At 70.3% G+C, this 26,600-nt stretch carries 24 protein-coding genes and 2 tRNA genes; 13 read left to right on the top strand and 13 right to left on the bottom strand.

All coding sequences use genetic code 11. The features are described 5' to 3' along the window. Position 1: 1 nt before the first annotated feature. Both ACWGJ5_RS08410 and ACWGJ5_RS08405 read right to left on the bottom strand, forming a co-directional pair. Complete coding sequence (locus ACWGJ5_RS08410) at positions 2-820, bottom strand: glycosyltransferase family 2 protein (protein WP_453308977.1); 819 nt, start codon at positions 818-820, stop codon at positions 2-4. A 153-nt stretch (positions 821-973) separates the two neighbouring features. After that, a complete protein-coding gene (locus tag ACWGJ5_RS08405; protein WP_453308976.1) occupies positions 974-1,321 on the bottom strand; it encodes a DUF6344 domain-containing protein in 348 nt (115 codons plus the stop codon). A 348-nt stretch (positions 1,322-1,669) separates the two neighbouring features. On the opposite strand from ACWGJ5_RS08405, the gene ACWGJ5_RS08400 reads away from it, so the two are divergent. Both ACWGJ5_RS08400 and ACWGJ5_RS08395 read left to right on the top strand, forming a co-directional pair. Continuing rightward, a complete protein-coding gene (locus tag ACWGJ5_RS08400; RefSeq protein ID WP_003999697.1) occupies positions 1,670-1,798 on the top strand; it encodes a DLW-39 family protein in 129 nt (42 codons plus the stop codon). 243 nt (positions 1,799-2,041) lie between these two features. Next, on the top strand, positions 2,042-3,439 hold the full coding sequence (locus ACWGJ5_RS08395; protein ID WP_453308975.1) for a hypothetical protein: 1,398 nt from the start codon (positions 2,042-2,044) through the stop codon (positions 3,437-3,439). Here ACWGJ5_RS08395 and ACWGJ5_RS08390 read toward each other — a convergent pair. Both ACWGJ5_RS08390 and ACWGJ5_RS08385 read right to left on the bottom strand, forming a co-directional pair. Further along, positions 3,403-5,010, bottom strand: a complete 1,608-nt coding sequence (locus ACWGJ5_RS08390; protein ID WP_453308974.1) for a serine/threonine-protein kinase — start codon at positions 5,008-5,010, stop codon at positions 3,403-3,405. The two genes, ACWGJ5_RS08395 and ACWGJ5_RS08390, sit on opposite strands and share 37 nt — an antisense overlap. Before the next feature lie 250 nt (positions 5,011-5,260). Beyond that, positions 5,261-5,809 carry a helix-turn-helix domain-containing protein gene (locus tag ACWGJ5_RS08385; protein ID WP_385318966.1) on the bottom strand — a complete coding sequence of 183 codons (549 nt, stop codon included), beginning with the start codon at positions 5,807-5,809 and terminating at the stop codon, positions 5,261-5,263. 184 nt (positions 5,810-5,993) lie between these two features. Here ACWGJ5_RS08385 and ACWGJ5_RS08380 point away from each other — a divergent pair. Beyond that, positions 5,994-6,066 (top strand) — tRNA-Ala (locus tag ACWGJ5_RS08380). A 472-nt stretch (positions 6,067-6,538) separates the two neighbouring features. On the opposite strand, the gene ACWGJ5_RS08375 is transcribed toward ACWGJ5_RS08380, so the two are convergent. Beyond that, positions 6,539-7,267, bottom strand: a complete 729-nt coding sequence (locus ACWGJ5_RS08375) for a DUF5324 family protein (RefSeq protein ID WP_453308973.1) — start codon at positions 7,265-7,267, stop codon at positions 6,539-6,541. 280 nt (positions 7,268-7,547) lie between these two features. On the opposite strand from ACWGJ5_RS08375, the gene ACWGJ5_RS08370 reads away from it, so the two are divergent. Both ACWGJ5_RS08370 and ACWGJ5_RS08365 read left to right on the top strand, forming a co-directional pair. Beyond that, entirely contained in the window at positions 7,548-8,078 is a 531-nt protein-coding gene (locus tag ACWGJ5_RS08370) for a peptidylprolyl isomerase (RefSeq protein WP_453308972.1), read from the top strand. A 159-nt stretch (positions 8,079-8,237) separates the two neighbouring features. Continuing rightward, on the top strand, positions 8,238-9,128 hold the full coding sequence (locus tag ACWGJ5_RS08365) for a rhomboid family intramembrane serine protease (RefSeq protein ID WP_453308971.1): 891 nt from the start codon (positions 8,238-8,240) through the stop codon (positions 9,126-9,128). Positions 9,129-9,362: 234 nt separating this feature from the next. On the opposite strand, the gene crgA is transcribed toward ACWGJ5_RS08365, so the two are convergent. After that, positions 9,363-9,617, bottom strand: coding sequence for a cell division protein CrgA (crgA, locus tag ACWGJ5_RS08360; RefSeq protein ID WP_228621619.1), 255 nt, complete (start codon positions 9,615-9,617; stop codon positions 9,363-9,365). Positions 9,618-9,770: 153 nt separating this feature from the next. On the opposite strand from crgA, the gene ACWGJ5_RS08355 reads away from it, so the two are divergent. The 6 genes from ACWGJ5_RS08355 to ACWGJ5_RS08330 are packed head-to-tail and all read left to right on the top strand — an operon-like array spanning position 9,771 to position 14,046. Next, positions 9,771-10,559 (top strand): DUF881 domain-containing protein, encoded by a 789-nt coding sequence (locus ACWGJ5_RS08355; RefSeq protein WP_453308970.1) that lies wholly within the window; start codon positions 9,771-9,773, stop codon positions 10,557-10,559. A 36-nt stretch (positions 10,560-10,595) separates the two neighbouring features. Then, the gene (locus tag ACWGJ5_RS08350) at positions 10,596-11,288 is read left to right on the top strand and encodes a class E sortase (RefSeq protein WP_453308969.1); all 693 of its coding nucleotides are present in this window, start codon (positions 10,596-10,598) and stop codon (positions 11,286-11,288) included. Positions 11,289-11,340: 52 nt separating this feature from the next. Next, the gene (locus ACWGJ5_RS08345) at positions 11,341-11,502 is read left to right on the top strand and encodes a hypothetical protein (protein WP_453308968.1); all 162 of its coding nucleotides are present in this window, start codon (positions 11,341-11,343) and stop codon (positions 11,500-11,502) included. After that, positions 11,499-12,137, top strand: a complete 639-nt coding sequence (locus tag ACWGJ5_RS08340) for an aminodeoxychorismate/anthranilate synthase component II (RefSeq protein ID WP_228621612.1) — start codon at positions 11,499-11,501, stop codon at positions 12,135-12,137. The genes ACWGJ5_RS08345 and ACWGJ5_RS08340 overlap by 4 nt, the downstream gene beginning before the upstream one ends. Further along, entirely contained in the window at positions 12,134-13,261 is a 1,128-nt protein-coding gene (locus ACWGJ5_RS08335) for a class E sortase (RefSeq protein WP_453308967.1), read from the top strand. The genes ACWGJ5_RS08340 and ACWGJ5_RS08335 overlap by 4 nt, the downstream gene beginning before the upstream one ends. 29 nt (positions 13,262-13,290) lie before the next feature. Next, a complete protein-coding gene (locus ACWGJ5_RS08330) occupies positions 13,291-14,046 on the top strand; it encodes a class E sortase (RefSeq protein WP_453308966.1) in 756 nt (251 codons plus the stop codon). Positions 14,047-14,275: 229 nt separating this feature from the next. Here the strand turns inward: ACWGJ5_RS08330 and pknB are convergent, their stop codons facing one another. From pknB to ACWGJ5_RS08300, 6 genes are all read right to left on the bottom strand, one after another. Beyond that, the gene (pknB, locus tag ACWGJ5_RS08325; RefSeq protein ID WP_453308965.1) at positions 14,276-16,270 is read right to left on the bottom strand and encodes a Stk1 family PASTA domain-containing Ser/Thr kinase; all 1,995 of its coding nucleotides are present in this window, start codon (positions 16,268-16,270) and stop codon (positions 14,276-14,278) included. Positions 16,271-16,451: 181 nt separating this feature from the next. Next, positions 16,452-17,930: a peptidoglycan D,D-transpeptidase FtsI family protein gene (locus tag ACWGJ5_RS08320; protein WP_453308964.1), complete on the bottom strand. Its 1,479-nt coding sequence runs from the start codon at positions 17,928-17,930 to the stop codon at positions 16,452-16,454. Next, complete coding sequence (locus ACWGJ5_RS08315; RefSeq protein ID WP_385318953.1) at positions 17,927-19,378, bottom strand: FtsW/RodA/SpoVE family cell cycle protein; 1,452 nt, start codon at positions 19,376-19,378, stop codon at positions 17,927-17,929. The genes ACWGJ5_RS08320 and ACWGJ5_RS08315 overlap by 4 nt, the downstream gene beginning before the upstream one ends. A 27-nt stretch (positions 19,379-19,405) precedes the next feature. After that, positions 19,406-20,953, bottom strand: coding sequence for a Stp1/IreP family PP2C-type Ser/Thr phosphatase (locus ACWGJ5_RS08310; protein ID WP_453309172.1), 1,548 nt, complete (start codon positions 20,951-20,953; stop codon positions 19,406-19,408). 132 nt (positions 20,954-21,085) lie between these two features. After that, positions 21,086-21,616, bottom strand: a complete 531-nt coding sequence (locus tag ACWGJ5_RS08305; RefSeq protein ID WP_453308963.1) for an FHA domain-containing protein FhaB/FipA — start codon at positions 21,614-21,616, stop codon at positions 21,086-21,088. Between the two features lie 10 nt (positions 21,617-21,626). Further along, positions 21,627-22,505, bottom strand: a complete 879-nt coding sequence (locus tag ACWGJ5_RS08300) for an FhaA domain-containing protein (RefSeq protein WP_453308962.1) — start codon at positions 22,503-22,505, stop codon at positions 21,627-21,629. A 649-nt stretch (positions 22,506-23,154) separates the two neighbouring features. Between ACWGJ5_RS08300 and ACWGJ5_RS08295 the strand changes: the two genes are divergently transcribed. Further along, positions 23,155-23,238 (top strand) — tRNA-Leu (locus tag ACWGJ5_RS08295). Between the two features lie 611 nt (positions 23,239-23,849). Here ACWGJ5_RS08295 and ACWGJ5_RS08290 read toward each other — a convergent pair. Then, entirely contained in the window at positions 23,850-24,638 is a 789-nt protein-coding gene (locus tag ACWGJ5_RS08290; RefSeq protein WP_453308961.1) for an Fpg/Nei family DNA glycosylase, read from the bottom strand. 412 nt (positions 24,639-25,050) lie between these two features. Here ACWGJ5_RS08290 and ACWGJ5_RS08285 point away from each other — a divergent pair, with 412 nt between their 5' ends. Continuing rightward, positions 25,051-26,484, top strand: a complete 1,434-nt coding sequence (locus ACWGJ5_RS08285; RefSeq protein ID WP_453308960.1) for a DUF2252 domain-containing protein — start codon at positions 25,051-25,053, stop codon at positions 26,482-26,484. The last annotated feature ends 116 nt before the right edge of the window (positions 26,485-26,600 follow it).

The following is a 26,600-nucleotide window of genomic DNA, read 5'->3' as shown; positions in this document are numbered from 1 at the left end:
CTCACGCGGTGGACGGCGTGGCGGTCGGCCCGGCCGGGTAGGACCACTCGAAGTCGGCCAGTGCCCGGGCCCGGGCCTCGGCGACCGCCATCCGGGCCGTGCGCTCGACGGGGTCGACGTGGGACGCCCGGCCCGTGACCTGGCCCTCCCACTTGCGGTACAGCAGGCCGGCCTCCGCGGAGAACCAGCCGCGGCTCACCGCGTCCAGCGCCAGCAGCAGGCCCGTGTCCTCGGACGCCGGCAGGGCCATCCAGCCGCCGAGCGCGAGAAGCAGCTCGCGCCGGACGCACAGGGTCGCCGGATGGACCGGTGCGCGGAAGTCGTTCCGCTTCCAGTGATCGAGCACCACACCGCGTTCGAGCGGGCCGTCGTCCGGATCGCCGGGGAAGCCCACCGTCGAGCCGTCCGGCAGCAGGTCGAGGGCCCGGGACGTCGTCCAGCCGACGCTGCGCTGAGCCTCCAGAACGGCCACATCGCGGCCCAGCGCGCCCGGTGTGAGCCGGTCGTCGGCGTCCAGGACCTTGACGTACGCGCCCCCGGCGCGCGCCAGCGCGATCGTGCGGGCGATTCCCGGGCCGCCCGGCCGGCCCTGGGCGAAGCTCACGCGCGTGTCGTGCGGGACGTACGGGCGGACCTCGTCCGTCGTACCGTCCTGCTGGATCACCCACTCCCACTCCCAGCCACCGGGAAGCCGCTGCTCGCCCAGGGACGCGTAGGCGTCCGGCAGGAAGCGCGCGGACGGGCCGTGGACAGCGGTGACAACGGTGACGCGCCGGGTCACGGCAGCACTCACCACCTTTCCGGGGTGTCGTCGGGTCATCCTCCCAGGTCATACACCCCCTACACCCGGCATACCTCCGACAACAGCGCGAGACCCCCGGCCGAACCCGGCCGGGGGTCTTTTCGTGTCGACTGGTGCGTACGCAAGTCGCCGTGCGGTCGAGACGTTGCGGTGCTGCGTGGGAGCGGGAGCTCAGCAGTCGAGCTGAGCGGCCGAGGGCCCTTCGGGGGTGGTCGTGGTCTCCGCCTGGGTGTCGGTGAGGGGACGGTGCCGGCAGCTGGGGGACTTACCGTGGGCCTCGGCCCGGATGCGCTGTTTCATCGTGGGGGGCAGGGCGCTGGCATGGGACCAGGCCCAGTGCCGTGGTGCCGGGATCGTCGGGATGGTCCTGTGCGCGGTGCCGGTGCTGGGGCCCTCGGGCCGGGGTGCGGCCGCCGCGGTCGTGGCGGTCGTGGTGGCGACGAGTCCGAGCGCCGTGCACAGCGCGAGAAAAGCGGTGACGAGAGCGGTCCACAGCTTCATGACCTTGTTCTGGGTCATGGCCCCTCACTTTCGGGTTGGGCGATTTGCGTACTTTGCTCATGATGTGTATGTGGGCCGCGAAGTGTTGGACCGACGCCCGTGGCGCGTCGATGTTCCGATGAACACCACTCGGATGGCCGTAAGAGGGTCGGAAAACCACAAAACCAGGTGAGAGTGAGCGAAGGGGGAGCAAACTAACCGTCCGTGGGGGTGTGATCACCCTCCGATCGGAATGGCGCCGGACCTGGCATATTGCGCTGCCGGAGGCGGGAGTTGGGGCCTCACGCAGGTCACCGATCGGTATCGGTCGGTGTGTATAGTCGGGCGCCAGAGGTCCCCTACGTCAAGGAAAGACGAGGTCGCGCGGTGAAGAAGCTGCTCCTGGTCGCACTGGCCGCCATCGGCGGGCTCCTCGTGTACCGCCAGATCCAGGCGGATCGCGCCGAGCAGGATCTGTGGACGGAGGCGACTGACTCCGTGCCCACGGGTTCGTGAGTGCCGATACCAGAATCTGAAACAGGCCCCGACCGCCCTTCGCGGTCGGGGCTTTGTGCTGTCCGCGATCCCGCCTGTCGTGTTGCGGGGGCTCGCGGGGTGCTGTAGCCGCCGGACCGTGCGCCACCGGGCCTTGCCGGGCGTTGCCGGGCGTTTCGGACGGCCGTCCGCATTGCCCGGATGGCGCAGGGGCGCACGGGGCAGGATGGAGCGCGGGCCGGTACGACTAGGGGAGGACGGCACGTGCGGGAGCGAGGGCGGCGTACGGCGTGGTGGCGGCGGTACGGTCGCCGGGCGGTCTCCGGCGCCCTGCGGACGGCCCTGCTGCCGGGGCTGTGCGCGCTGCTGGTCCTGACGGGCGGAACGGCACCCGCGTCCGCGTACGGGAACGCGACCACCGCCGGGAGCGGGCCGCCGGAGCCGTACGCCTTCTCGCCCGGCGCCCGGAGCGTCGAGGGTGCGACGGGCACCGCGACGGCACCACGGCTGGACGCGGGCCGTACCTACCGCAGCTCCCTCCCGAGGAACGGCAGGCTCTACTACCGCCTCGAACTCGGGGCCACCGACACGGCCTACGTCCCCGTCACCGCCGTACCCCCGGCCGACGCCACGGTCTCCGCCACCGACGGCATCAGCGTGTCGGTCCAGGACGCCACCGGCACGCCCTGCTCCTTCGCCGGCGCCCGCTTCGGCGCCGGGCTCAGCCCGCGCCCGGTCACCGCGCTGGGACAGCGGGAGTCCGGCAAGTCGGTGTGCCAGGGCAGGGGGACGTACTACGTGGTCGTCCGGCGCCTCGACGCCCAGGGCGCCGGTACGGCCGCCCCCACGCAGCGCTGGGACCTGGAGATCGCGCCCGCCACGGAACCGCGTACGGCGCGGGCCGGGTCCACCACGGCGCCGCAGGCCTGGGACTCCGCCACGCCCGAGCCGCTCACCGGTGAGCCCCGCGACCGTTCCGGCGGCGCCGGTTTCGCCTCCGCGAGCCCGCTGGGCCAAGGGGTCTGGCGGACGTCCCTCGTGCCCGGCGAGACACGGTTCTACAAGGTGCCGGTCGACTGGGGGCGACAGCTCCACGCCTCCGCCGAACTGGGCAGCGCCACCGGGCACGGCTATGTCGGCGGCGCCCTGAACGTCTCCCTCTACAACCCCGTCCGCGGCTATGTCGAGGACGCCGCCCTCGGCTACACCGGCACGCAGAAGCCCGCCGTACTCGCCCCGCTCCCGCCGGTGGAGTACGCCAACCGCTACGCCGTCCCCGCCGGGGTGACCTCCGTCCGCTTCGCCGGCGACTACTACCTGGTGCTGCATCTCAGCGAGCAGCTGGCCGGCACGTTCGGGCGGGGACCCTTCGGGGTGACCCTGCGGGTCCGGGTGGCCGGGCGGGCGCACGCCGGCCCGGAGTACGCCGGCCGGCCCGTGCCGGGGGAGGTGTTCACGGTCACGGAGCTGGACCGGCAGGCGGCGCTCACCGGGAGCACCGGGGGCGGGGACGACCCGGTGATGAGGCTCGTCGCGATCGGCGGAATCGGCCTGGGGACGGCGCTGCTGCTGGTGCTCGCCGGCTGGACGGTGACGGCACGGCGGGCCCAGCGGACCCAGCCGGCTCAGACGCGGGTCAACGCCCAGAAACCCACGGCGTAGCAGGCCAGGGCAAGCAGAACGATCGGGATCGCGACCTTGGCCGGCGGCCCGGGCCGCCGGTTCCGCCTGGCCCGGCGTGCTCTCCGCCCTTGTACGGGCGCGCCTGAGATCGGCTGGGCCGGAGCGGGAACCTGCGCGTTCCGAGCGGTGTACGCGGCGGTGGAGGCATCGACGGGATCGCCCGCCCTCGCGCCGGGGGACGGTACGCCGCTCCAGGGGGCGGGGGCGGGGGCGTGCGGAGCTCGGGGAGCGTGATGGGCGTGGGGGCTGTGGACCTGGGGGCCGATGTACGGCTCGTGGAAGGGGAGTTGAGGAGGGAGCGAGGGGGGCGGGAGCTGTTGGGTGTATGAGGGGTACGGGGAGGGATCCACGGCCTGTGGTCCGTGCTGCGCGCTGTACGGTCCCTGCTCGTCGGCATGTCGGGGTGCCTGCCATGCGTACGGCTCGGAGGCCGGGGGGTCTTGGGAGGGGGCCCGGGGATCCTGGACGGACGCCGGGGGATCCAGCGGCGGCGGCAGACGGAAACTGCCGGTGTCCGAGAGCGAGCCGGTGCCCGCGTCGGCACCCGATTCCGTACCGCCACCGGCACTGCCACCACCGGCTGCACCGCCACCCACATCGGCGCCTGCAGCCGTGGCCGGGCGCGTATCCGGGTCCTCGGTCGGTTCCGCGGCGACTCCGGAGGCCCTCCTGAGGGGACCGTCGGGGCCGAACTCCGGAGGGAGCGCGCCGAGTTGGTCGAAGACCTCGATCAGCTCGTCGTCGGGTTCGGGCTCCGGCAGGAGTTCCACTGCCGAGGCGAGCGCCTTGCGCGCACCCGTGGCGGTGCGGAAACGCGCGGCCGGGTCGGGCTGGAGCAGACCGGACACGACCTGCCAGAGCGGTTCCGGGATGCCCTTGGGCGGGCCGGGCGTCCCATGCTCCACGAAGTACTGCACGAGCGCCTTGGCGTCAGGCTTGGCGCCTTCGAGCAGATACAGCGCGACCAGACCCACGGCGAACAGGTCGGCGGGAAAGTCGGGTTCGGCGCCGAGCATCTGCTCGGGGGCGAGGTAACCGGGCGTCCCCACCACGAGGTTGGTCTCCGTCAGCCGGGGCTCGCCCAGCCGCATGGCGATGCCGAAGTCGGACAGCCGCAGCCGCGGCCGGCCGGTCCCGGTGGCCTCGAGAAGGACGTTGGCGGGCTTGATGTCCCGGTGGATGACGCCCTCGGCGTGCACGGCGGCGAGACCGGACAGCAGCTGGTCGAGGAGGGTGCACACGAACGCCGGCGGCAGCGGGCCGTAGTCGCCGACGAGGTGGACCAGGGAGCCGCCGGCCACCAGGTCCATGGTGAAGAGCACCTTGTCGTCGTCGGCGGCCCAGCTGGCCGGAGCGAGGACATGGGGGTGGTCGATCCGCAGGGCCTGCTCCCGCACGAAGCGCAGCAGGGAGTGGGCGTCACGCTGCTGGAGCACCTTGGCGGCCACATAGCGCCGTCGGCGGTGGTCCCAGGCACGCCATACGGCGCCCACGCCCCCGCGTCCGATCGGGTCGGCCAGCTCGTACCGGCCGGCGAACACCTCACCCATGGCAGCCCATCGCTCCTCCCCCGGGACCGGTGCCGGTCCCCCTGCCCCTTGTTCCCCGATTCCCCCCGCTTTCCCGCCAGGTTCCCCCCTGGTCTCCCCCGTGACGAGCGATACGACCCCGCTCCACGTCGAGGACGGTCCACCCCCCTGGACCGACACCCGGCCCCCCGCGCACGGGCGCCCCCCTCGCCGGGCTCGGGGCCGGCCCGGCCCACGGACCCCCTCCGTGAACCGGACCCGGCCGTGGAACCTAGTTCTGGTGGGACTGGTAGTGCGCGACGGCGTCGGAGGTGCGGCCGGCGCCGTAGACGCGGAGGAACTCCGCCAGCTCCGGATGGCTCGGCGCGAGGCTGTCCGCGGCGTCGATGATGTCGCCCGCGGCGGCCACCGAGCGCAGCAGGGACTGGATCTCGCGGACCACCCGCTTGACCGTCGGCGCCCCAGAATTGCTCGTGGTCTGGGTGGTGTTGCTGAGCACGGAGCCCCCCTGAGACTTCTTGATCTCGTCCATGCGCTCGGTCGCCTCGGCGGCGCTCACACTGCCGTCCGCGACCTGCGCCGCCAGTTCCTGCAGCAGCTGCACCCGCTGGACCACGGCAGGATTGCCGATCTTCGCGCGCTGCCCGCTCATCAGCTGCGAGAGCATCGGAGCGGACAGCCCCAGGACCGCCGCGAGACGGGCCTGGTTGAGCCCGAGATCGTCGATGAGCTTACGGAAGAGCGCCCCCAACGGCTCCCCGTACCAGTTCCGCTGCAGCTCCCGCGCTCTCGCGGTGGCTTCCTGCTGTGCGGCGTCCATTGCGTCTCCCCATCGCTTCCCCTAAAACCGCGTGGTTCGCTGTAGCGAACCACGTCGAGCATCTTACGGAGCGTGGTCATTCGCGGGGACCCCCAATCTTTTTGCGGGATACCGGGGGTGACCCGGTACTCTGGTCTGCGGCACCCACCGGAACGCGGTTCCTCCGGACGGGCCGCTGCTTCCCGGGGCCTTAGCTCAGTTGGTAGAGCGCCGTCTTTGCATGGCGGATGTCAGGGGTTCGACTCCCCTAGGCTCCACCCCGAAATGCCTCCCGACCTGCGGAAACGCAAGGCCGGGAGGCATTCTTCATGCTCAGGCCGCTGTTCGTACGCACAGTGGCGGGGCGGTCACACGGGGAAGGGGGGCGCTGCTCGACCGGTTCGACGAGTGAGGGCTCGGGTCGGCGATCGCGGCGGACATGGGCCCGGCCGGACAAGGGCCCGGCCGGATGCCGGCCGGACCCGGTGCGGAGGGGGCCTCCCCCGGACGGTAGCGGGCAGGTTGTCGTCGGCGAGGTGGGGGGCGACGCCGGCGTCTCCTGTCCGGCCACCGGGTTGACGGAGGACGAAGTCCGGTTGTCCCCTGCCTTGTTGGGCCTCGCCCACGGACGGCCGGGTGGTTTCACGTGAAACGGGCCGTGGGCAGCGGGCGGTCAACCCGGCTGACCCACGGCCCGTTTGACGGCCGACGGTAGGTGATCGTGTCTGCTGCTGCCCTCCGGCCGGGCTACTACTGGTCGTCCTCGTCCTCGTCCGCGGCGTCCTCCTCGGCCTGCTTCGCCTGGACCTCGGGGTCCAGGGGTGAGGTGCCGCTGCCATCCACCGAGCTGAGCCGGCCGCCCGACTCCGGTACCTCCGTCGCGGCCGGCGGTTCGACCAGCCAGTCGGGGTTGGCCTGCTTGTCCCACCACTTCCAGGCCGCGAAGGCACCACCGGCCAGCACGGTCAGCAGCGCCAGCGCCTTCATGGCGCGGCCTGCCCGGCACCGACGCTCGTGCCGGCGGGCCAGCTTCTGGATCTCCTCCGCCGAGACCTGGCCACGCAGTGCGGCCAGGGCGGCTGCGCCACGCGCGGCGACCTCCTCGCGGACCGGAGCGGTCGCTGCCACGGCCTGCTCGATCCTCGGACGCGAGTACTCGGCAGCCTGGCGTGAGTACTCGGCAGCCTGCCGGGCAGCCTTACGGGCGCGGACGGCCGCCTCCTGCGCGGCCAGGTCCACCCTCGGCGGTACATGCGCACGAGCCTGCTCCAGACGCGGGGCGAGCCGGGCGTCGTACTGCACACGGGCCTGTTCGGCGGCCTGCGACACCACGGGCGCCAGCCGTACGCGTGCCTCCTGCGCATAGAGCGCGGCACGCTCCTTGGCCGTGTCGGCGTAGGGCGCCACCACTTCCGCGGCGTGCAGCACGCTGTCCTTCGCCGAGCCGGTCGCGGCGCGCACGCTGTCGATGCGGGTCACGGGTTCCTCCTCCTCGGTGGCGTACGGTATTTCGACTTTCCACCCTTTTACGGATCATGCCTGCCAACGGCCCGCGCGGCATGCGCGGGCGGGCATATGGGTGCCGATTCCTCCCTTCGGCGCGATTCTGGGTAATCCCGACAACTCGATCCTGTCGTCGACACTGCCACGAATTGCCGCCGAGCGCTGCCTTCCGGGCGGAACTCATGCCTGCCGGGCGACGTACGGGTCCGACCGTGCGAGGATCGGGGAGTCACAGAAAGACAACGGAAGGCAGATCGTGGCTGAGCAGCTTTACGCCACCCTGAAGACCAACCACGGCGACATCGTGGTCCAGCTTTTCCCGAACCACGCGCCGGAAACGGTCAGGAACTTCGTCGAGCTGGCGCAGGGTGAGCGCGAGTGGACCCACCCCGGCACGGGTCAGAAGGGCAAGGCGCCGCTCTACAACGGCACGATCTTCCACCGTGTCATCAGCGGCTTCATGATCCAGGGCGGCGACCCGCTGGGCAGCGGCATCGGCGGCCCCGGCTACAAGTTCGGGGACGAGTTCCACCCGGATCTGTCCTTCAACAAGCCGTACCTGCTGGCCATGGCCAACGCCGGCCCCGGCACCAACGGCTCGCAGTTCTTCATCACCGTCGCCCCGACGACGTGGCTGAACCGCAAGCACACCATCTTCGGCGAGGTCACCGACCCGGCCAGCCAGAAGGTCGTCGACGCCATCGCCGCCCTGCCCACCGGCCGCAACGACCGTCCGGCGAACGACGTCGTGATCAACGAGGTCGTCGTCGAGAAGCGCGAGGGCTGAGCCCACCGCTTCCCGGACACCCCGCAGGGAAACGCCGTCACGTCCCACCGGGGCACACCGGAACGTCCCGCAGGGAACCAATCGCCCCGCTCGTCCGTACCAAGGATGAGTGGGGCGGGGCATTGCCGGGGGCAGTCCCACGACGAACAAGGGGAACCGATGGACCACGCCGAAGGCAGCACGCAGAACGCCGCCCACCGCGTGCCCGTGTGCTACCGGCACCCGGACCGTGAGACCGGTGTGCGCTGCACCCGCTGCGAGCGCCCCATCTGCCCCGAGTGCATGGTCAGCGCCTCGGTCGGCTTCCAGTGCCCCGAATGCGTGCGCGGCGGCAGCGGCACCGGCCACGCGCCGACGGCGTCCCGGCCCCGCACGGTCGCCGGCGGCACGGTCACGGCCGACCCGCGGCTGCTCACCAAGGTGCTGATCGGCATCAACCTCGCCGTGTTCCTGGTGCAGATCGCCGTAGGTGATCGCTTCACCAACCGGTTCGAACTGATCGGACAGGCCTACGCCCCCCTGCTCCCCGGGGTGCAGGGCATCGCTCAGGGCCAGTACTACCGCCTGCTGACCGCGATGTTCCTGCACGGCGGCTACGCCCACATCCTCTTCAACATGCTCAGCCTGTGGTGGATCGGCGGCCCCCTGGAAGCCGCCCTCGGCCGCGCCCGCTATCTCGCCCTCTACTTCGTCTCGGGTCTCGCCGGCAGCGCCCTCACCTATCTGCTCGCCGCACCCAACCAGCCCTCCCTCGGCGCCTCCGGAGCGATCTTCGGCCTCTTCGGCGCGACCGCCGTACTGATGCGCCGGCTCAACTACGACATGCGCCCGCTCATCGCCCTGCTGGTGATCAACCTCATCATCACCTTCACCTGGGCGAACATCGCCTGGCAGGCCCACATCGGCGGCCTGGTCGCCGGTGTCGTCACCGGGTACGCCATGGTCCACGCCCCGCGCCGGCGGAGGACGCTCGTCCAGTACGGCACCTGTGCGGTCGTACTCGCCGTCGTGGTGGTGCTCACGCTGGTCAGGACCACTCAGCTCACCTGATACCGAACCGTTGTCCACAGGGTGTGCCGGATCTTGTGCACCGTGTGCGGGCACAGCTGTGCCCCCTGTCGCTCGGATGTGTTCCCGCAGGTCAGACAGGGGGCAAACAGGCGTATGGAGGGTGGTCGGCCAGTCATACAAGCGTCAACGCTCGATGGGTTATCCACAGATCGTCGTTCTTTTCCCCATGTGGAAAACGCCTGTGGATAACTCAGTGGATAGCCCTGGGCAGAGCTACTTCCACTGCGTGGAGACACCGAAGCCGGCGGCGATGAAGCCGAAGCCGACCACGATGTTCCAGTTGTCCAGCGCGTCGATGGGCAGCGAGCCGTCCGTCACGTAAAAGACGACGATCCAGGCCAGGCCGATGACGAACATGGCCAGCATGACAGGCGCGACCCAGCCACGGCTGTTCAGCTTGATCGCCTGTGCCTGCTTCGCCGCCGGTGGCGTGTAGTCGGCCTTCTTGCGGATACGTGACTTCGGCACGAGGGTCTCTCCTGTCGATGCGCTGCGTGGCCGCGCAGATAACCGGTTCGGGGCTCGGGGCAGCGTACAAGGGGTCGAGATGACGACTCTGTGTGCTCCCCCGGGCGTCCGTTAGCGTAGTGCTTCCGTGGCGCCGAAGGAGATAAGGGTACGTTGAGCAATTCTGCCGACTCCACCGGGACGCAATCAACGGGCTCCGGCCCTGGCCGCCGCCTGCGTGTCCGCCCCGTGCGGATGCTCACCGCGGCCGTCTTCGCGCTCGCGGGACTGATCTTCTTCACCAGCTTCAACACGGCCAAGGGCACCGACATCCGCCAGGACGGCTCCCTGCTGAAGCTGTCCGACCTGATCCAGCAGCGCAGCCGCAAGAACAAGGAGCTCGACGAGTCCGACGCGGCCCTGCGCGGGAGCGTGGAGTCCCTCGCCGAGAGTGACGACGGCAGCAGCAAGGCGCAGGACCACAGGCTGAGCGGGCTGGAGCAGAGTGCCGGCACCCAGAAGCTCACCGGGCACGCCATCACCGTCACCCTCAATGACGCCCCGCCCAACGCCACCGCCAAGCTCCCCGGCTATCCCGAGCCGCAGCCCGACTATCTGGTCATCCACCAGCAGGACCTGCAGGCCGTGGTGAACGCGCTGTGGCAGGGCGGCGCCCGGGGCATCAAGGTCATGGACCAGCGGCTGATCTCCACCAGCGCGGTGCGCTGCGTCGGCAACACCCTGATCCTCCAGGGCCGGGTGTACTCACCGCCGTACAAGATCACCGCAGTCGGCGATCCGGACAAGCTGCAGCAGGCGCTCGCGGCGAGCAAGGCGATCCAGACCTACATGGTCTACGTCAACGTCTACGGACTCGGCTGGAAAGTCACCGACGACGGGACGGTGACTCTTCCCGGCTACTCGGGCACAGTGGATCTGCACTACGCCAAGCCCGTGCAGTAGCCAGACACCCGCCAGCCATCCGTCCCGGAGGCGCCGGTGCGCGTGATCGTCCGGACCGTCAGCGAGCTGTGCATCACCGTCGGCACTCTGATCGTGCTCTTCGTCGCCTATGTGCTGTTCTGGACGGGAGTGCGGGCCGACGGTGCCATGAACGCGCAGATCGACCAGCTGCACCGGCAGTGGTCGAAGGGGAGTGTGCGGCCGGCGGCCGCCGCGCCGGGCGAGCAGACGGTCACCGCGACGAGACCGCCGCCCTACCACTACGGCAAGGCTTTCGCGATCATGTACATCCCGCGGCTCGGTTTCACGTGGAACAAGCCGGTCCTGGAGGGCACCGGCCGGGACGTACTGGCGAAGGGACTCGCCCACTACGCGGGCACCGCGCAGCTCGGCCAGGAGGGGAACTTCGCGGTGGCCGGTCACCGGCGCACGTACGGCGACCCGTTCAAGGACTTCCCCGAGCTGCGCCCGGGCGACGCCGTCGTCCTCACGGACGGGACGACCTGGTTCACGTATCGGATCGACAAAGGGCCCTACAAAACCGTACCGACGGACGTTGAGGTCATCGACGCTGTGCCACGTAAGTCCGGGTACACGCGTCCGGGCCGGTATCTGACGCTGACCACGTGCGATCCGGAATGGGGGCACAGTCACCGGCTGATCGTCTGGGCGCACCTGGATTCCACACAGTCTGTGGAGGCAGGCGAACCGGAGGCCCTGCGCCGTTAGTCTGGTGGCGTACGGCGTGAGTCAGGTGCCGTGGGGATACGGAAGGAACGGCATGTACGGCTGGATCTGGCGGCATCTGCCGGGGAACGCGTGGGTGAAGGCGCTCATCTCACTCCTACTGATCCTGGCCGTGGTCTACATCCTCTTCCAGTACGTCTTTCCGTGGGCCGAACCGCTGATGCCCTTCAACGATGTGACGGTGGACAACCAGTGAGTGCGCGGATTCTCGTCGTCGACAACTACGACAGCTTCGTCTTCAACCTGGTCCAGTACCTGTACCAGCTGGGTGCCGAGTGCGAGGTGCTGCGCAACGACGAGGTGTCGACGGCGCATGCCCAGGACGGCTTCGACGGGGTGCTGCTCTCGCCCGGGCCGGGGACGCCGGAGGAGGCCGGGGTGTGCGTGGACATGGTCCGCCACTGCGCGGCCACCGGGGTGCCGGTCTTCGGGGTGTGCCTCGGCATGCAGTCGATGCAGGTGGCGTACGGCGGGGTGGTGGACCGGGCGCCGGAGCTGCTGCACGGCAAGACCTCGCTGGTGGAGCACGAGGGCAAGGGCGTCTTCGCGGGCCTGCCCTCGCCCTTCACGGCGACCCGCTACCACTCCCTGGCCGCCGAGCCGGCGACGGTCCCGGCCGAGCTGGAGGTGACCGCCCGCACCCACGACGGCATCATCATGGGTCTGCGGCACCGTGAACTCCTGGTCGAGGGCGTGCAGTTCCATCCCGAGTCGGTGCTGACCGAGCACGGGCACCGGATGCTGGCCAACTGGCTGGTGGAATGCGGCGACCAGGGTGCCGTGGCGAGGTCGACGGGGCTGGCCCCGGTGGTGGGCAGGGCCACGGCGTGACCGCCCTGCGCCCGGAGCGCGAGACCGATGCCTCGTACGGGGATCAGTCGTACGAGGCTTCCGGTGCGCTTGGGGACTGGGACGCGGGGGCGTACCAGGAGCCGTACGGGGAGCCGTACGAGCGGGCATACGAGCAGGAGTACGAGCGGGCGCCGCAGGAGCAGCCGTACCGGCCTGCGCTGGACGACGAGACGATGGCGCTGCGGGTCCCCGATCCGCTGACGGGCTCGGAGAGCGGGCCCCTCCGCGCCTCTGCGGCCCCTTCCGCCTCCTATGCCACCGGTCCTGCGGTCGGTGGCCGTGCGGCCCGCAGAAGGGCCGCCAAGCGCCGTGGCGGGCGTCATGGCGGCGGCCGGGAGACGGGACCCGCGGAGACGCCGGAGATCGGGGAGCCCGGCCGGCCGCTGTCCCGGGTCGAGGCGCGGCGGCAGCAGCGGCTGCGCAAGCCCAGCCCGGGCGTCGTCGCGAGCCGGGCGATCGGTGAGGTGTTCATCACCACCGGCGTGCTGATGCTGCTGTTCGTCACCTACCAGCTGTGGTGGACCAACGTCCGCGCCAACGCGCAGGCGGGCAGCGAGACGCACCAGCTCCAGAACGACTGGGCGAGCGGCAAGCGCAACCCGGGGGTCTTCGCGCCCGGGCAGGGTTTCGCCATCCTGCACATCCCCAAGCTGGACGTGGTCGCGCCGATCGCGGAGGGCGTGAGCACCGAGAGGGTGCTCAACAAGGGCATGGTCGGGCATTACGGTGAGCCCCCGCTGAAGACGGCGATGCCCGATGCGAAGACCGGCAACTTCGGTCTCGCCGCCCATCGCAACACGCACGGCGAACCGTTCCGGTACATCAACAGGCTCCGGCCGGGGGACGCGGTCGTGGTCGAGACGCAGGACTCGTACTTCGTGTACAAGGTGACCTCGACGCTGCCGGTGACCTCGCCGACCAACACGAGCGTGCTGGACCCCATCCCGAAGGGCTCGGGCTTCACCAAGCCGGGCCGCTACATCACCCTCACCACCTGCACGCCGGAGTTCACCAGCAAGTACCGGCTGATCGTCTGGGGCAAGATGGTCGAGGAACGCCCGCGCAGCAAGGGCAAGCCGGACGCGCTCATCGAACAGGGCTGACGCGAGTAAGGGCAGAGGCAGAGGACACTGTGGCAGCGACCGCCGACGACACCGAAGAACACACGGACGCGTCCGATTCGAGTCCCGCCCGGCGGGGCCGGCGTCCGGGCCGCATAGCGACGGCGGTCAGCGTCCTCGGTGAAATCCTCATCACCGCAGGTCTGTTGCTCGCCCTCTTCGTCGTCTACTCCCTCTGGTGGACGAACGTAATAGCGGACCGCAAGGCGGACAAGCAGGCTGAAAAGGTGCGCCAGCACTGGGCGCATGCCACGGACTCCGGTCCCGGCGCACTGGACACCAAGGACGGCATCGGCTTCCTGCACGTGCCGACCATGAAGAACGGCGAGGTCCTGGTGGAGAAGGGCACGGGCACGGACGTCCTGAACGACGGCGTGGCCGGCTACTACACGGACCCGGTCAAGGCCACGCTCCCCACGAGCGGCAAGGACGGCAACTTCACCCTCGCCGCCCACCGGGACGGGCACGGTGCGAAGTTCCACAACATCGACAAGGTGGAGAAGGGCGACCCGATCGTCTTCGAGACGCGGGACAACTGGTACGTCTACAAGGTCTACTCGATCCTCCCGGAGACCTCGAAGTACAACGTCAAGGTCATCGACCAGGTCCCGAAGGAGTCCGGCAAGAAGAAGCCGGGGCACTACATCACCCTGACGACCTGCACGCCCGTGTACACCTCGGAGTACCGCTACGTGGTCTGGGGCGAATTGGTCCGGGTGGAGAAGGTGGACAGCAAGCGGACGCCGCCCAAGGAACTGCTGGGCTGACAGCCGGGTCCCGGCACCCGTCGGGGGAGCCGGGACCCGGTGTGTGGCGGCAGGTGTCGTAGATCACCTGGCCGTCGGTCGTCCACTTGCCCGACGGAAGCTTCCCGCCGGTCGAGGAGCGGCTGGGGCCCAGGGTCTTCGAGACATCGCGTCCCCAGACCAAAGGGCCCTTGGCACCATCGTGCGGTGCCAAGGGCCCTCCGGCTGAGTCGGATTCAGTCTCCGTGCGCTAGCCCGTTATGCCGCCGAAGATGTTGCCCCCGTTGTTGCCTCCGCCACCGCCGCCGAAGTCCTGGGTGGTCAGGACGATCTGGGTGGTGCCTGGGTCGCCCTGGGTGCCCGCGGGCGGGGTCTGGTTGATGACCCGCGCCTTGTCGTCGGTCGGGCCCTGGACCTGGATCTGCGTGTAGCCGCTCTGCTGCAGGAGCTGCTGGGCTTCCTTCAGGGTCTTGCCGAAGACGTTCGGCACCTGGCCCTGCGTCTGGCCGCCCTGGAACTTGCCGACGTTGATCACGATGTTGGTGTTCTTGGCGACCTGCTGGTTCGCCGCCGGGTTGGTCGAGAGGACCTTGCCGTCGTCGTCCTGGTTGGGGGTGACCTGGTCGGTGCAGGTGGGCACGAGGCCCATCCCCGACAGCTCGGCCTTCGCGTCGTCACAGGACTTGCCGATGACGTCGCTGGGAATGGTGACCTTGTCCTCGGGCTTGGCGACCGTGAGGGTGATCGTCGAGCCCTTCTGCTTCTGCGTGCCACCCTGCGGGTCCTGCTTGATGACCACGCCGGCCGTCCGGTCCGACACCTCGGTCTGCTTCTCGACCTGGAAGCCCTTCGCCTTGAGCTGGGCCTCGGCCTGGTCGTACTGCAGGCCCTGGACATCCGGCACGTCGACCTTCGGCGCGCCCGTCGACACCACCAGGGTGATCGTGTCGCCCTTCTTGACGTCCGCACCCGCCTTGGGGTCCTGGGAGCAGACGTTGCCCTTCGGCTGGTTGTCGCACGGCTTGCGGACGGGGGCCGCCAGTTTCAGGTCCGAGTTGGCGGCCATCTTCTGGGCCGTGGCATAGCTGTTGTCGACGAAGTTCGGGGCCGGGAAGGTCTGGTCGGTGTTCTTCCCGTCGGCCACCCACTTCCCGATCAGGATCGCGCCGATCAGGACCAGGACGCCCGCGACCACCAGCAGGATCGTGGAGGTGTTGGACTTCTTCTGCGGCTGGCGGCGACGGCTGGTGGGTTCGTCGTAGCCGTAGCCGCCGTCGTCCGGGTTCATCGGCGGGAGCATGGTGGTCGCTCCCGCGCCGGCGTCCGGGCGCAGGGCCGTCGTCGGCTGGTCGTCGGGGTAGCCGCCGTAGCCCACCGCGCCCATCGCGGCCGTCGCCGCGACCGGCTGGCCGTCGAGGCAGGCCTCGATGTCGGCGCGCATCTCGTCGGCCGACTGGTAGCGGTAGTCCGGATCCTTGACCAGCGCCTTCAGGACGATCGCGTCCATCTCGGGCGTGATCTCGGGGTCGAAGACCGACGGGGGCTGGGGTTCCTCGCGGACGTGCTGGTACGCCACGGCGACGGGAGAGTCGCCGACGAAGGGGGGCCTGACCGTCAGCAGCTCGTAGAGCAGGCAGCCGGTCGAGTACAGGTCCGACCGCGCGTCGACCTGCTCGCCCTTCGCCTGCTCCGGCGAGAGGTACTGGGCCGTACCGATCACCGCGGCGGTCTGGGTCATGGTCATGCCGGAGTCGCCCATGGCGCGGGCGATACCGAAGTCCATCACCTTGACCTGGCCGTTGCGGGTCAGCATGACGTTGGCCGGCTTGATGTCGCGGTGAACGATGCCGTTGCGGTGGGCGTACTCCAGACCCTGGAGGATGCCGATGGTCATCTCCATCGCACGCTCGGGCAGGAGCTTGCGCCCGGAGTGAAGAAGCTCACGCAGCGTTGAGCCGTCTACGTACTCCATGACGATGTACGGGATCGAGACCCCGTCGATGTAGTCCTCGCCCGTGTCGTAGACCGCGACGATCGCGGGATGGTTGAGCGAGGCGGCCGACTGGGCCTCCCGGCGGAACCGGGCCTGGAAGGAAGGGTCGCGTGCCAGGTCGGCGCGCAGGGTCTTCACTGCCACGGTGCGGCCCAGGCGGGTGTCATGCGCGAGGTAGACCTCCGCCATGCCACCACGGCCGAGCACCTGGCCCAGCTCGTACCGGCCGCCGAGGCGACGCGGCTCTTCCATAGCTACCTACCAGCCCTCTCCGTCGGTCTCGGCCGCGCACCCACGTGCACGGCCGGAGGCTGCCGTCCGGGCCTACCGTACCCGGCTCGCTTTGTGTGACCTGGCCAAGCCCGTAACCCGATACAGGACCGGTATCGCAACGTGCGGCGATGTGAAGGGGATGTGATGGGGGTCACTTCCGTCACTTCTTGGACTGGATGACCGCCTCCATGACGTTCTTGGCGATCGGCGCGGCCAGGCCGCCGCCGGAGATGTCGTCGCGGTTGGCGCTCTCGTCCTCGATGACCACGGCCACGGCGACCGGCGAGCTGCCGTCGGGCAGCTTGGCGTAGGAGACGAACCACGCGTACGGGTTGGCGCTGTTCGCCACACCGTGCTGCGCGGTACCGGTCTTGCCGCCCACGGTGACGCCGGGGATCTGCGCCTTCGTACCGGTGCCCTGCTTGACGACCGTCTCCATCATGGACTGCAGGACCTGAGCGTTGGCCGGCGACAGGGGCTGGCTCATCTCCTGCGGCTGGGTCTTCTCGACCGGGTCGAGGTTGGAGGACTGCAGCTCGTCAACCATGTACGGCTTCATCAGCTTGCCGTCGTCGGCGACCGCCGAGGCGACCATGGCCATCTGCAGCGGGGTCGCGGCGGTGTCGAACTGGCCGATCGAGCTGAGCGCCGTCTGCGGGCGGTCCATCTCCTTGGGGAAGACGGATGCGCTCGACCGCACCGGGGTGAACTGCTCGGCGTTGAAGCCGAACTTCTCGGCCTCGGCCAGCATCTTGTCCTTGCCGAGCTGGGCACCGATGTGACCGAAGACCGTGTTGCAGGAGATGCGCAGCGCCTCCCGCAGGGGCACGTTCTTGCACTGGATGCTGCCCTCGTTCTTCAGCTCGCGCGTGGTGTCCGGCAGCATGTAGGGCTGCGGGGAGTCGGTGGCCTGGTCCGCCGACTTGTACAGCCCGTTCTCCAGCGCCGCCGCCGCGGTGACCAGCTTGAACGTGGAGCCCGGCGGGTAGGTCTCGCGCAGCGCCCGGTTCAGCATCGGGTCGGAGGGGTCGTTCTTCTTCTGGAGCTTGTTCCAGTTCTCGGAGTCCGTGCCGGTGGAGTTCCCCGCGAAGGACGACGGGTCGTACGACGGGTAGGAGGCCAGCGCGAGGATCTTGCCGGTGGACGGCTCCAGGGCGACGACCGCGCCCTTGCCGCCCTGCGCCTTCAGCCCGCTGAACGCCGCCTTCTGCGCGGCCGCGTTCAGCGTGGTGACGACGTTGCCGCCCTGCTTCGGCTTGCCCGTCACCATGTCGAGGGTGTTGCGGAAGAAGAGCCGGTCGTCGTTGCCGGTGAGGATGCCGTCGTCGATGTTCTCCAGCTGGCTGGCGCCGAACGCCTGCGAGGAGTAGCCGGTCACCGGGGACCACATGGCCCCGTCCTTGTAGGTGCGCTTGTACTTGAAGTCGCCGCTCTTGGACACGACGGATCCGGTTATCGGGTTGCCGTCGACGATGATGTCGCCGCGCGGGTTGGCGTACCGCTCGATGGAGACCCGGCGGTTGTCCTTCTCGGTCGCCAGCTGGTCGGCCTTGAGGTACTGCAGGTAGTTGTCGCGGATCAGCAGGGCCAGGATGAGGAGGCCACAGAAGATCGCGATCCGGCGCAGGGGCTTGTTCATGACGGGCGGACCACCTGGGTCATCTCGGCATCGGGGTTCGTGGCGGGGGCGGGCGCCGGGCGCCGGGCGGTGTCGCTGATGCGGATCAGGATGCCGATCAGTGCCCAGTTGGCCAGCACGGAGGAGCCACCGGAGGCCAGGAACGGCATGGTCATACCGGTCAGCGGGATGAGTCCCATGACACCGCCGGCCACCACGAAGACCTGGAGGGCGAAGGCCCCGGACAGGCCGACGGCCAGCAGCTTGCCGAACGGGTCGCGGGCGGCGAGGGCGGTGCGCACGCCGCGCTCCACGATCAGGCCGTAGATCAGCAGGATCGCCATGATGCCCGCGAGGCCCAGCTCCTCGCCGAAGGTCGCGAGGACGAAGTCGGAGTTGGCGGCGAACTTGATCAGGTCCGAGTGGCCCTGGCCCCAGCCGGTGCCGAGAGTGCCACCGGAGCCGAACGCCCACAGAGACTGCTGAAGCTGGTCGGAGTGGAGGATGCCGTCGTGGGTGACCTGGCGGCTGAGCTGGTACTCGCGCATCGGGTCGAGCCAGGCCTGCACACGCGTCTGGATGTGTGGTTCGAAGCTCGCCACGCCGACGGCGCCGACCGCGGACATCAGCAGACCGAAGACAATCCAGCTGGTCCGCTCGGTGGCGACGTACAGCATGATGACGAACATTCCGAAGAACAGCAGCGAGGTGCCGAGGTCGGTCTCGAAGACCAGGATGAGGATCGAGATCGCCCAGACGACCAGGATCGGGCCGAGGTCGCGGCCGCGCGGCAGGTACAGGCCCATGAAGCGGCGGCTCGCGAGGGCCAGGGCGTCGCGCTTGACCATCAGGTAACCGGCGAAGAAGACCGCGAGGATGATCTTCGCGAACTCACCGGGCTGGAGGGAGCCCAGGCCGGGGATCCTGATCCAGATCTTGGCGCCGTAGATGTTGGCCCCGAGGCCCGGCACCAGCGGCAGGATGAGCAGGACCAGAGCGCAGAACATCGAGATGTAGGTGTAGCGCTGCAGGACCCGGTGATCCTTCAGGAAGATCAGCACCGCCGCGAACACGGCGATGGCCAGCGCCGTGTACAGCAACTGGCGGGGCGCGGCCGCGGCGAAGTGGGGCAGCGACTGCAGCAGTTTCGACTGGTCCAGCCGCCAGATGACGACCAGCCCGAGCCCGTTGAGCAGCGTGGCCAGCGGCAGCAGCAGCGGGTCGGCGTACGGGGCGAACTTCCGTACGGCGAGATGGGCGACGCCGGCCAGCAGACCGAGACCGAGGCCGTAGGACAACAGCCCGGCGGGCACCGAGTTGTTGATGGCCAGGCCCACGTTGGCGTAGGCGAACACCGGGATGGCCACGGCGAAGACGAGCAGGGCCAGCTCGGTGTTGCGGCGGCTCGGCGCGCCGATCGCGCCGATCGTGGACGTGTGGTGCGTCGGCGAGTTAGTCGTACTGCTCATCGTGTGACAGGGCCTCTCGCGGCTTCGCTACTGCTTGCCGCACTGATCGACGACCTTCTGCTCATCCTCGGAGAGGCTCGGGCCGGGGTTCGGAGTGGCGGTCGCGGACGGGGACGGGGACTTCGAGGGCGATGTCGGCTTCTTCGACGTCGACGGGTTCGGCGTCGGTGATGCCTTGGACGTGAAGGCGGTGGCGGTGGTTCCCGTGGTGCCCCCGGCCTGGCCCTGACCCGTCTTGGCGTTCCGCGTGGACTCGGCGGCCTGGCGCTCCGCCTGCTTCCGGCACGCGGAGGCCTGCACCGACAGTGCCTCGATCTTCGCCTGGGCCTGCTGCAGACCGCCCGCCGTGATCGTGTTCTTGACCTGCTTCTGCTGGTACGGCGGCAGGTACTTGAGTTCGATCTCGGGGTGGTCCTTCTCCACCTTCGACAGCGACACCCAGGCCAGGTCCTGGCTGATCCCGCGGTACAGCGCCACGTGCTCGTCGTTGGCGCCGACGTAGTACTGCGTCTGCGTCCACCGGTAGCCGCCGTAGAGGCCGCCGCCGATGACGGCGAGGGCGAGGGCGCTGTAGAGGGATCTCTTCAGCCACTTGCGTCCGCCGCGCGGCTTGGTGAAGTCGCCGTCGGCGTAGTCGTCGAAGCTGCCCGCCGGGATGTAACCGGTGGTGTCGCCGGAGCCGGGCGGGCCGAACTCGCCGCCGCCGTGCCCGGGCGCCCGGCGGCCCAGGTGGGAGGCGCGGCCGGCCGGGGTCTGCATGATGCCGTTGTCGTGCAGATGGTGCTGATTCTCGGCGACCGCGCCGACCACGACCGGCTGGTCGGACAGCTGCGCGGCGAGCGTGTCATTGGTGTCGAGGTCCAGGACGTCGGCGACGATGACGGTGATGTTGTCGGGGCCGCCGCCGCGCAGCGCGAGCTGGATCAGCTCCTGCACGGTCTCCTGCGGGCCCTGGTAGCTGGCGAGGGTCTCCTCCAGCGTCTGGTGGGAGACCACCCCGGACAACCCGTCGGAGCAGATCAGATAGCGGTCGCCGGCCCGCACCTCGCGGATCGACAGATCGGGCTCGACGTGCTCGGCGCTGCCGAGGGCGCGCATCAGCAGGGAGCGCTGCGGGTGGGTGGTGGCTTCCTCTTCGGTGATCCGGCCCTCGTCCACGAGCCGCTGCACCCAGGTGTGGTCCTGGGTGATCTGCGTGAGAACTCCGTCACGCAGCAGATAGGCGCGCGAGTCGCCGACGTGCACGAGACCGAGCCGCTGCCCGGTCCACAGCAGGGCGGTCAGCGTGGTGCCCATGCCCTCGAGCTGGGGATCCTCCTCGACCATGGCACGCAGCTGGTCGTTGGCGCGCTGCACGGCCGTGCCGAGCGAGGTGAGGATGTCGGAGCCGGGCACGTCGTCGTCGAGCGTGACCAGGGTGGAGATCACCTCGGAGGAGGCGACCTCGCCGGCCGCCTGTCCGCCCATGCCGTCGGCGATGGCGAGCAGGCGGGGACCGGCGTAGCCGGAGTCCTCGTTGCCCTCGCGGATCATGCCCTTGTGCGATCCGGCGGCGAAGCGCAGTGACAGACTCATGCCCACCTCGCCCATCGGCTCCGGGTACAGCCGGTCGTGTCGAGCCACACTGCCCACCCTCCGGTCGGGAGCGCGCCGGCGGCCGGGTGGCGGCCTGCCGCTGCGTGCTCGCTCCGCTCGCTCATTGTCGTACTACTTCCGCAGCTCGATGACGGTCTTGCCGATGCGGATCGGCGCGCCCAGCGGGATCGGCGTGGGGGTCGTCAGCCGGGACCGGTCCAGGTAGGTGCCGTTGGTGGAGCCGAGGTCCTCGACGATCCACTGACCGTCGCGGTCCGGGTAGATCCTGGCATGGCGGCTGGAGGCGTAGTCGTCGTCCAGCACGATCGTGGAGTCGTGCGCCCGGCCCAGCGTGATCGTCTGGCCCTGAAGTGCGACCGTGGTGCCCGTCAGTGTGCCCTCGGTCACCACCAGCTTGGCGGGTGCGTTGCGGCCACGCCGGCCGCCGCCCTGCTGGCCGCGCTGCTGCGGCGGCGCGGACTGCTGCCGGGCCGCCTGTTGCCGGCCCTGTTGCTGGGCACGCCCGGCCTCCCTACGCGATCCGCGCTGGGTGACGCGCGTACCGAACAGGTCGCTCCGGATGACCTGCACGGCCACGATCACGAACAGCCACAGTACGGCCAGGAAACCCAGCCGCATGACCGTGAGGGTCAGCTCTGACATTGCCCCCGCTTCACCCTTCGGCTTGCCTATAGATAACGGTGGTGCTGCCCACGACGATCCGCGAGCCGTCGCGGAGCGTAGCGCGGGTGGTGTGCTGCCCGTCCACCACGATGCCGTTGGTGGAACCGAGATCCTGGATCGTCGAGGGCGTTCCGGTCCGGATCTCGCAGTGCCGGCGGGAGACGCCGGGGTCGTCGATCCGCACGTCGGCGTCGGTGCTGCGGCCCAGCACCAGTGTCGCGCGGGAGATCTGGTGGCGGGTGCCGTTGATCTCGATCCAGTAGCGGGTGCGCCCCCCGCTCATCGGGGCGGCCGACGGCCGCTGGGTGGCGGGCTGGGGATAACCGTAGCCGCCGGGCCGGGCGCCGGGCGGCGGCGCGGACGGCATCGGGGGCGCGCCTGCGGGCGTGGCGGGCGGGTAGCCGTACCCGCCCGGGGCGCCCTGCCCGGCACCGGGACGGCCGGGGGCCGGGGCCGCGGCGGCCTGCGGCGCCTGCTGTCCCGGCTGGCTGCTGGAGGAGGCGAGGGTGCGCGAGCGCACCCGGTACAGACCCGTGTCGAGGTCGTCGGCCTTCTCCAGGTTGACCTTGATCGGTCCCATGAAGGTGTAGCGCTGCTGCTTGGCGTAGTCGCGCACCATGCCGGCCAGCTCGTCGCCGAGCTGCCCGGAGTAGGGGCTGAGGCGCTCGTGGTCCGGCGCGCTCAGCTCCACGATGAAGTCGTTCGGTACGACGGTCCGGTCGCGGTTCCAGATCGTGGCGTTGTTGTCGCACTCACGCTGGAGCGCGCCGGCGATCTCCACGGGCTGGACCTCGGACTTGAAGACCTTGGCGAAGGTGCCGTTCACCAGACCTTCGAGACGCTGCTCGAACTTCTTCAGGACTCCCATGGGGCACCTCCTCCGTTCCTGCCGTTGCCTTGCCCTGCTGTGCGGTCGCTGTCTTGCCTGTTCTGCCGGTTCCGCTGGTTACTGCTCACTGATCGTATCTACGCGCCCGGCAATCAGCCGGTTCCCCCAGCGGCTCCCCTTCGAACTCCCGGTGCGCACTCCTGCTGCCATGGATCGTAGAGGGGGGCGAAGACCAGTGTCCCGCACCTGGCTGTGGACCCGGACCCCCTCCTGGGGAGATGCCGGGGACCGGTACGAGGTTGATACGTGAAGCGAGTCTGCTTGATACGTGGGGGAGGGAGGGGGCGGGGGTGGGACGTGGGTTTGGAGTGAGTGGCTTGTTGCTTGGGGTGGTCGGGGTTGTCGGTTGGGCACGGGCGGGCCGGGTCGAGCGGGGGGAGGGGTGGGCTGAGCTGGGTCGGGCTGGGGTGAGGACGGCTGGGCCGGACTACAGAGAGCGGCCTCGGCCGGCGGGTGGGAGCGGGGCGGGGCGCGGCGGGGCCGGGGTGTTCCGGGGGCGCGCAGTCCCGGGTCCGGGGCGGTCTCGGGCCGGGGGAAGGGATGTGAATCCACCCCGTACGACGTGCTAATGTTCTGGGTGTCGGAAGGGGCCGGCCCGAAAGGGCAGGAGCCGGAAGACACACCCAATGCGCGGGTGGCGGAATAGGCAGACGCGCTGGATTCAGGTTCCAGTGCCCGCAAGGGCGTGGGGGTTCAACTCCCCCCTCGCGCACAGAGACGAGACGGGTCTCTGCCAGTGACGGAAGTCACCGGCAGGGGCCCGTTTCGCGTTGTGCTCGCGGACGTGGCCGAGGTGGCCTACGTGGCGGACGTGAGGGATCGCACAGGGTGTGGATGGGCGGGGTGCGCGGGGGCGGTCCACCGATACGTCGGTCTGACGGTGAGCTATCTCACTGAGGATGGCGGGGGTCGGCTGGGCGGCTGGGCATCTGGGGCGTTGGGGCGGTTGGGGTCTGGGGTCGGTTAGGTCTCTGGTCGGTTGGGCGGTTGGGGCCGTGTGCGTGGGGCGCGGGGTCGGGGGTGCCGGTCTTGTGCGGGCGCGGGCCGCGGGTGCCAGTTGTGCGCAGGGCGTGTTGACCGGGCGGGGCTGCCATGTGGCGGGCGCGGGTGACCGGTCGGGACCGGCGGTGCGGAGGGGGCGCGTGAATGGGCGGTGGTCGGCGGTGTCGCGGGGTGTGTTGGTCGTCGGCGGCCGGCGTGCTGCGGGGTCCGTGAGCGGGCGCCGGTCGGCCGTGCGGAGGTGGTGCGTGACCGGGCAACGGCCGACGGTGCCGTGTAGGGCGAGCTGACCGGGCAGGGGCCGGGTCTTCGTTCTCCCGGGGTTCAGGCCCCGCCCGGCTGGCACCGCGGGCACCACACCGTGCCGCGGCCTGCCAGGCGGGAGCGGCGCAGGTGGGTGCGGCAGCGGGGGCAGATCGGGTCGGGGTCGTCGCGGTGGCCGGTGAGCCACGCATCGCGCGGTGGGACGCAGCCGGCGGCGACCGCGGAACGCAGCGTGCGCCGCATGTGGGTGTACAGGTGCCGGCGTTCGCTCTGCGTCAGCTCGCCGGCCCGGGTGCGGGGGTGCAGCCCGGCACGCCACAGGATCTCGTCGGCGAGCAGATTGCCGAGACCGGCCAGCACGGACTGGTCGGTCAGCGCGGTCTTGATGTGACCCCGACGTGTGCGGAGCGCGGCCTCGAAGTCCTCACGGTCCACTGCCAGCGCGTCGGGACCCTGACGGTCCAGCAGCCGGGCGATGGCGGGGTCGTCGTCGGCCAGCCAGAGGCCCTGGAGCTTGCGCTGGTCGCGGTACCGGAGCTGGCGGTCGCCGCTCAGGCCGAACAGGACGCGGTCGTGGGCCTCCACGGCGTCGTCGGGACGGGCACAGAGCAGTCGGCCGGTCATGCCGAAGTGCAGCAGGACGGTGGGACCGCCGGTGTGGGCGAGCAGCCACTTGCCGTGCCGCTCCGGCTCGGTGAACCGCCGGCCCTCCAGCGCGTCGCGCAGCCGTCGTGCACCCACCCCGTGCAGTACGCCCGCGTCGCGCACGTCGACGCGGCGGATTTCCCTGCCTTTCGCGCAGGACTCGAGCACCCTGCGGAAACCCTCGACGTCCGGCAGCTCAGGCACGGCGGACGCCGCCCGGCGCGTGATGGGGGGAAGCCGTTGGAGCCGGAGTCGGCGCCGCCGCGGACGGGGTCGTCGACACTCGCTCCTGCCTCAGGTCCACGGCGACCTCCTAGCTGCGCTCGGCCGGTGCCGGTGCCGGTGCCGGTGCCGAAGCCGATCGCGATGCCGATGGCGATACCGGCGGCCGTCCTCCCGAGTGCCCTGCCCGTTGCCTTTCGTACCGTTCGCCTCCCCCGCTCCGCCCGACGAGAGCTTCCTCACATGCCGCTGGGCGGCTCGCTGTGCGGCGCAGGTTGTCCACAGGGCGTTGTCCACAGGGTCTGACGCGTTCCGGGCGTCGGCTGTACGGTCTGCACGAGTTGATGTTCGTGTCGGTGTTCGTGCCCAAGGGCGTTCGGGGGAGGCGGTCGCGGTGACCGGAACCGGTCGGGAAGTGCTGGCGGACGCGGTGGACCGGGAGACGCTTCGGCTGCCGCGGGTGCGCGGGTTCGCCCAGTGGCCGCGGCAGGGCTCGCCCAGGGAGGAGGGCAAGGCGCTGCGCAGGAGCGTGCCGCGCAGCACGCATCGCACGCTCGACCTGGACGCCGCCCGCCCCGACCCGGTGAGCGCGGTCATCGAGTCCAACGCCGGCCGTATAGCGGAGCTGACCCCCATCCGCGTCGGACGGATGGCCGCGACCCCCTTCGCCTTCCTGCGCGGCTCGGCCGGGCTCATGGCGTACGACCTGGCCCGCACCCCCATGACCAGGATCGGCACCCAGATGTGCGGAGACGCGCACGCGGCCAACTTCGGCCTGTACGGCGACCACCGCGGCGACCTGGTCATCGACCTCAACGACTTCGACGAGACCGTGCACGGCCCCTGGGAGTGGGATCTGAAGCGGCTCGCCGCGTCGCTGGTGCTCGCCGGGCGGGAGGCCGGCGCCGACGAGGACACCTGCCGTGCCGCCGCGCAGGACGCGGTCGGCGCCTACCGCCGCACCATGCGCCTGCTCGCCAAGCTGCCGGTGCTGGACGCGTGGAACGCCATCGCGGACGAGGAACTGGTCTCCCACACCGACGCCCACGATCTGCTCGGCACCCTGCAGCGGGTCTCGGAGAAGGCCCGCGCCAACACCAGCGGCCGGTTCGCGGCGAAGTCGACCGAGACGGCGGCGGACGGCGGACGCCGCTTCGTGGACGCCTCACCCGTCCTGCGCCGCATCCCGGACGCCGAGGCGACGGCGGTCGCGGCGTCCCTGGAGGAGTACCTGACGACGCTGTCCGAGGACCGGCACCCCCTGCTCGCCCGGCACGCCGTCCACGACGTGGCCTTCCGAGTGGTCGGCACCGGCAGCGTCGGCACCCGGTCCTACGTCGTCCTCCTCCTCGACCACCGTGAGCAGCCGCTGGTCCTCCAGGTGAAGGAGGCCCGTCCCTCCGCGCTCGTCCCGCACCTGGCCACGGCCGGCTTCGAGGCGCCGCCGGTGGAACACGAGGGCCGCCGGGTCGTCCTCGGTCAGAAGCGGATGCAGGTGGTCAGCGACATCCTCCTCGGCTGGACCACCGTCGACGGCCGTCCCTTCCAGGTCCGCCAGTTCCGCAACCGCAAGGGCAGCGTCGACCCCGCCGCCCTCGCCGCCGACCAGATAGACGACTACGGCCGCATGACCGGCGCCCTGCTGGCCCGCGCCCACTCCCACAGCGCCGACCCCCGCCTGATCGCCGGTTACTGCGGCAAGAACGAGGAACTGGACGAGGCGATGGCCGCCTTCGCCGTCACCTACGCCGACCGCACCGAGGCCGACCACGCCGAACTGCTCACGGGGATCCGGTCGGGACGGATCGCGGCGGAGCTGGGCGTGTGAGGCGGGGCGGGGCTTTCCAAGGCGGAACTGCAGCGCCGCCAAGGGGCGCGGAGCTCTGTCGATATGCGCTCCGCCGCGTGGGCGCGAGCAACACGACAGGCTCGCCATCGGCAGAC

It is taken from the genome of Streptomyces sp. NPDC054783 (assembly GCF_053611725.1).
The sequence above is the reverse complement of the archived record's forward strand: the minus strand, read 5'-3'. Positions and strand labels throughout refer to the sequence as shown.

Excerpts from the sequence above, each read along its gene's own strand:
- ACWGJ5_RS08410 (WP_453308977.1), bottom strand. The coding sequence starts at position 820 with ATGACCCGACGACACCCCGGAAAGGTGGTGAGTGCTGCCGTGACCCGG.
- ACWGJ5_RS08405 (WP_453308976.1), bottom strand. The coding sequence starts at position 1,321 with ATGACCCAGAACAAGGTCATGAAGCTGTGGACCGCTCTCGTCACCGCT.
- ACWGJ5_RS08390 (WP_453308974.1), bottom strand. The coding sequence starts at position 5,010 with ATGGGTGAGGTGTTCGCCGGCCGGTACGAGCTGGCCGACCCGATCGGA.
- ACWGJ5_RS08385 (WP_385318966.1), bottom strand. The coding sequence starts at position 5,809 with ATGGACGCCGCACAGCAGGAAGCCACCGCGAGAGCGCGGGAGCTGCAG.
- ACWGJ5_RS08365 (WP_453308971.1), top strand. The coding sequence starts at position 8,238 with ATGGACCACGCCGAAGGCAGCACGCAGAACGCCGCCCACCGCGTGCCC.
- ACWGJ5_RS08345 (WP_453308968.1), top strand. The coding sequence starts at position 11,341 with ATGTACGGCTGGATCTGGCGGCATCTGCCGGGGAACGCGTGGGTGAAG.
- pknB (WP_453308965.1), bottom strand. The coding sequence starts at position 16,270 with ATGGAAGAGCCGCGTCGCCTCGGCGGCCGGTACGAGCTGGGCCAGGTG.
- ACWGJ5_RS08320 (WP_453308964.1), bottom strand. The coding sequence starts at position 17,930 with ATGAACAAGCCCCTGCGCCGGATCGCGATCTTCTGTGGCCTCCTCATC.
- ACWGJ5_RS08315 (WP_385318953.1), bottom strand. The coding sequence starts at position 19,378 with ATGAGCAGTACGACTAACTCGCCGACGCACCACACGTCCACGATCGGC.
- ACWGJ5_RS08310 (WP_453309172.1), bottom strand. The coding sequence starts at position 20,953 with ATGAGTCTGTCACTGCGCTTCGCCGCCGGATCGCACAAGGGCATGATC.
- ACWGJ5_RS08305 (WP_453308963.1), bottom strand. The coding sequence starts at position 21,616 with ATGTCAGAGCTGACCCTCACGGTCATGCGGCTGGGTTTCCTGGCCGTA.
- ACWGJ5_RS08300 (WP_453308962.1), bottom strand. The coding sequence starts at position 22,505 with ATGGGAGTCCTGAAGAAGTTCGAGCAGCGTCTCGAAGGTCTGGTGAAC.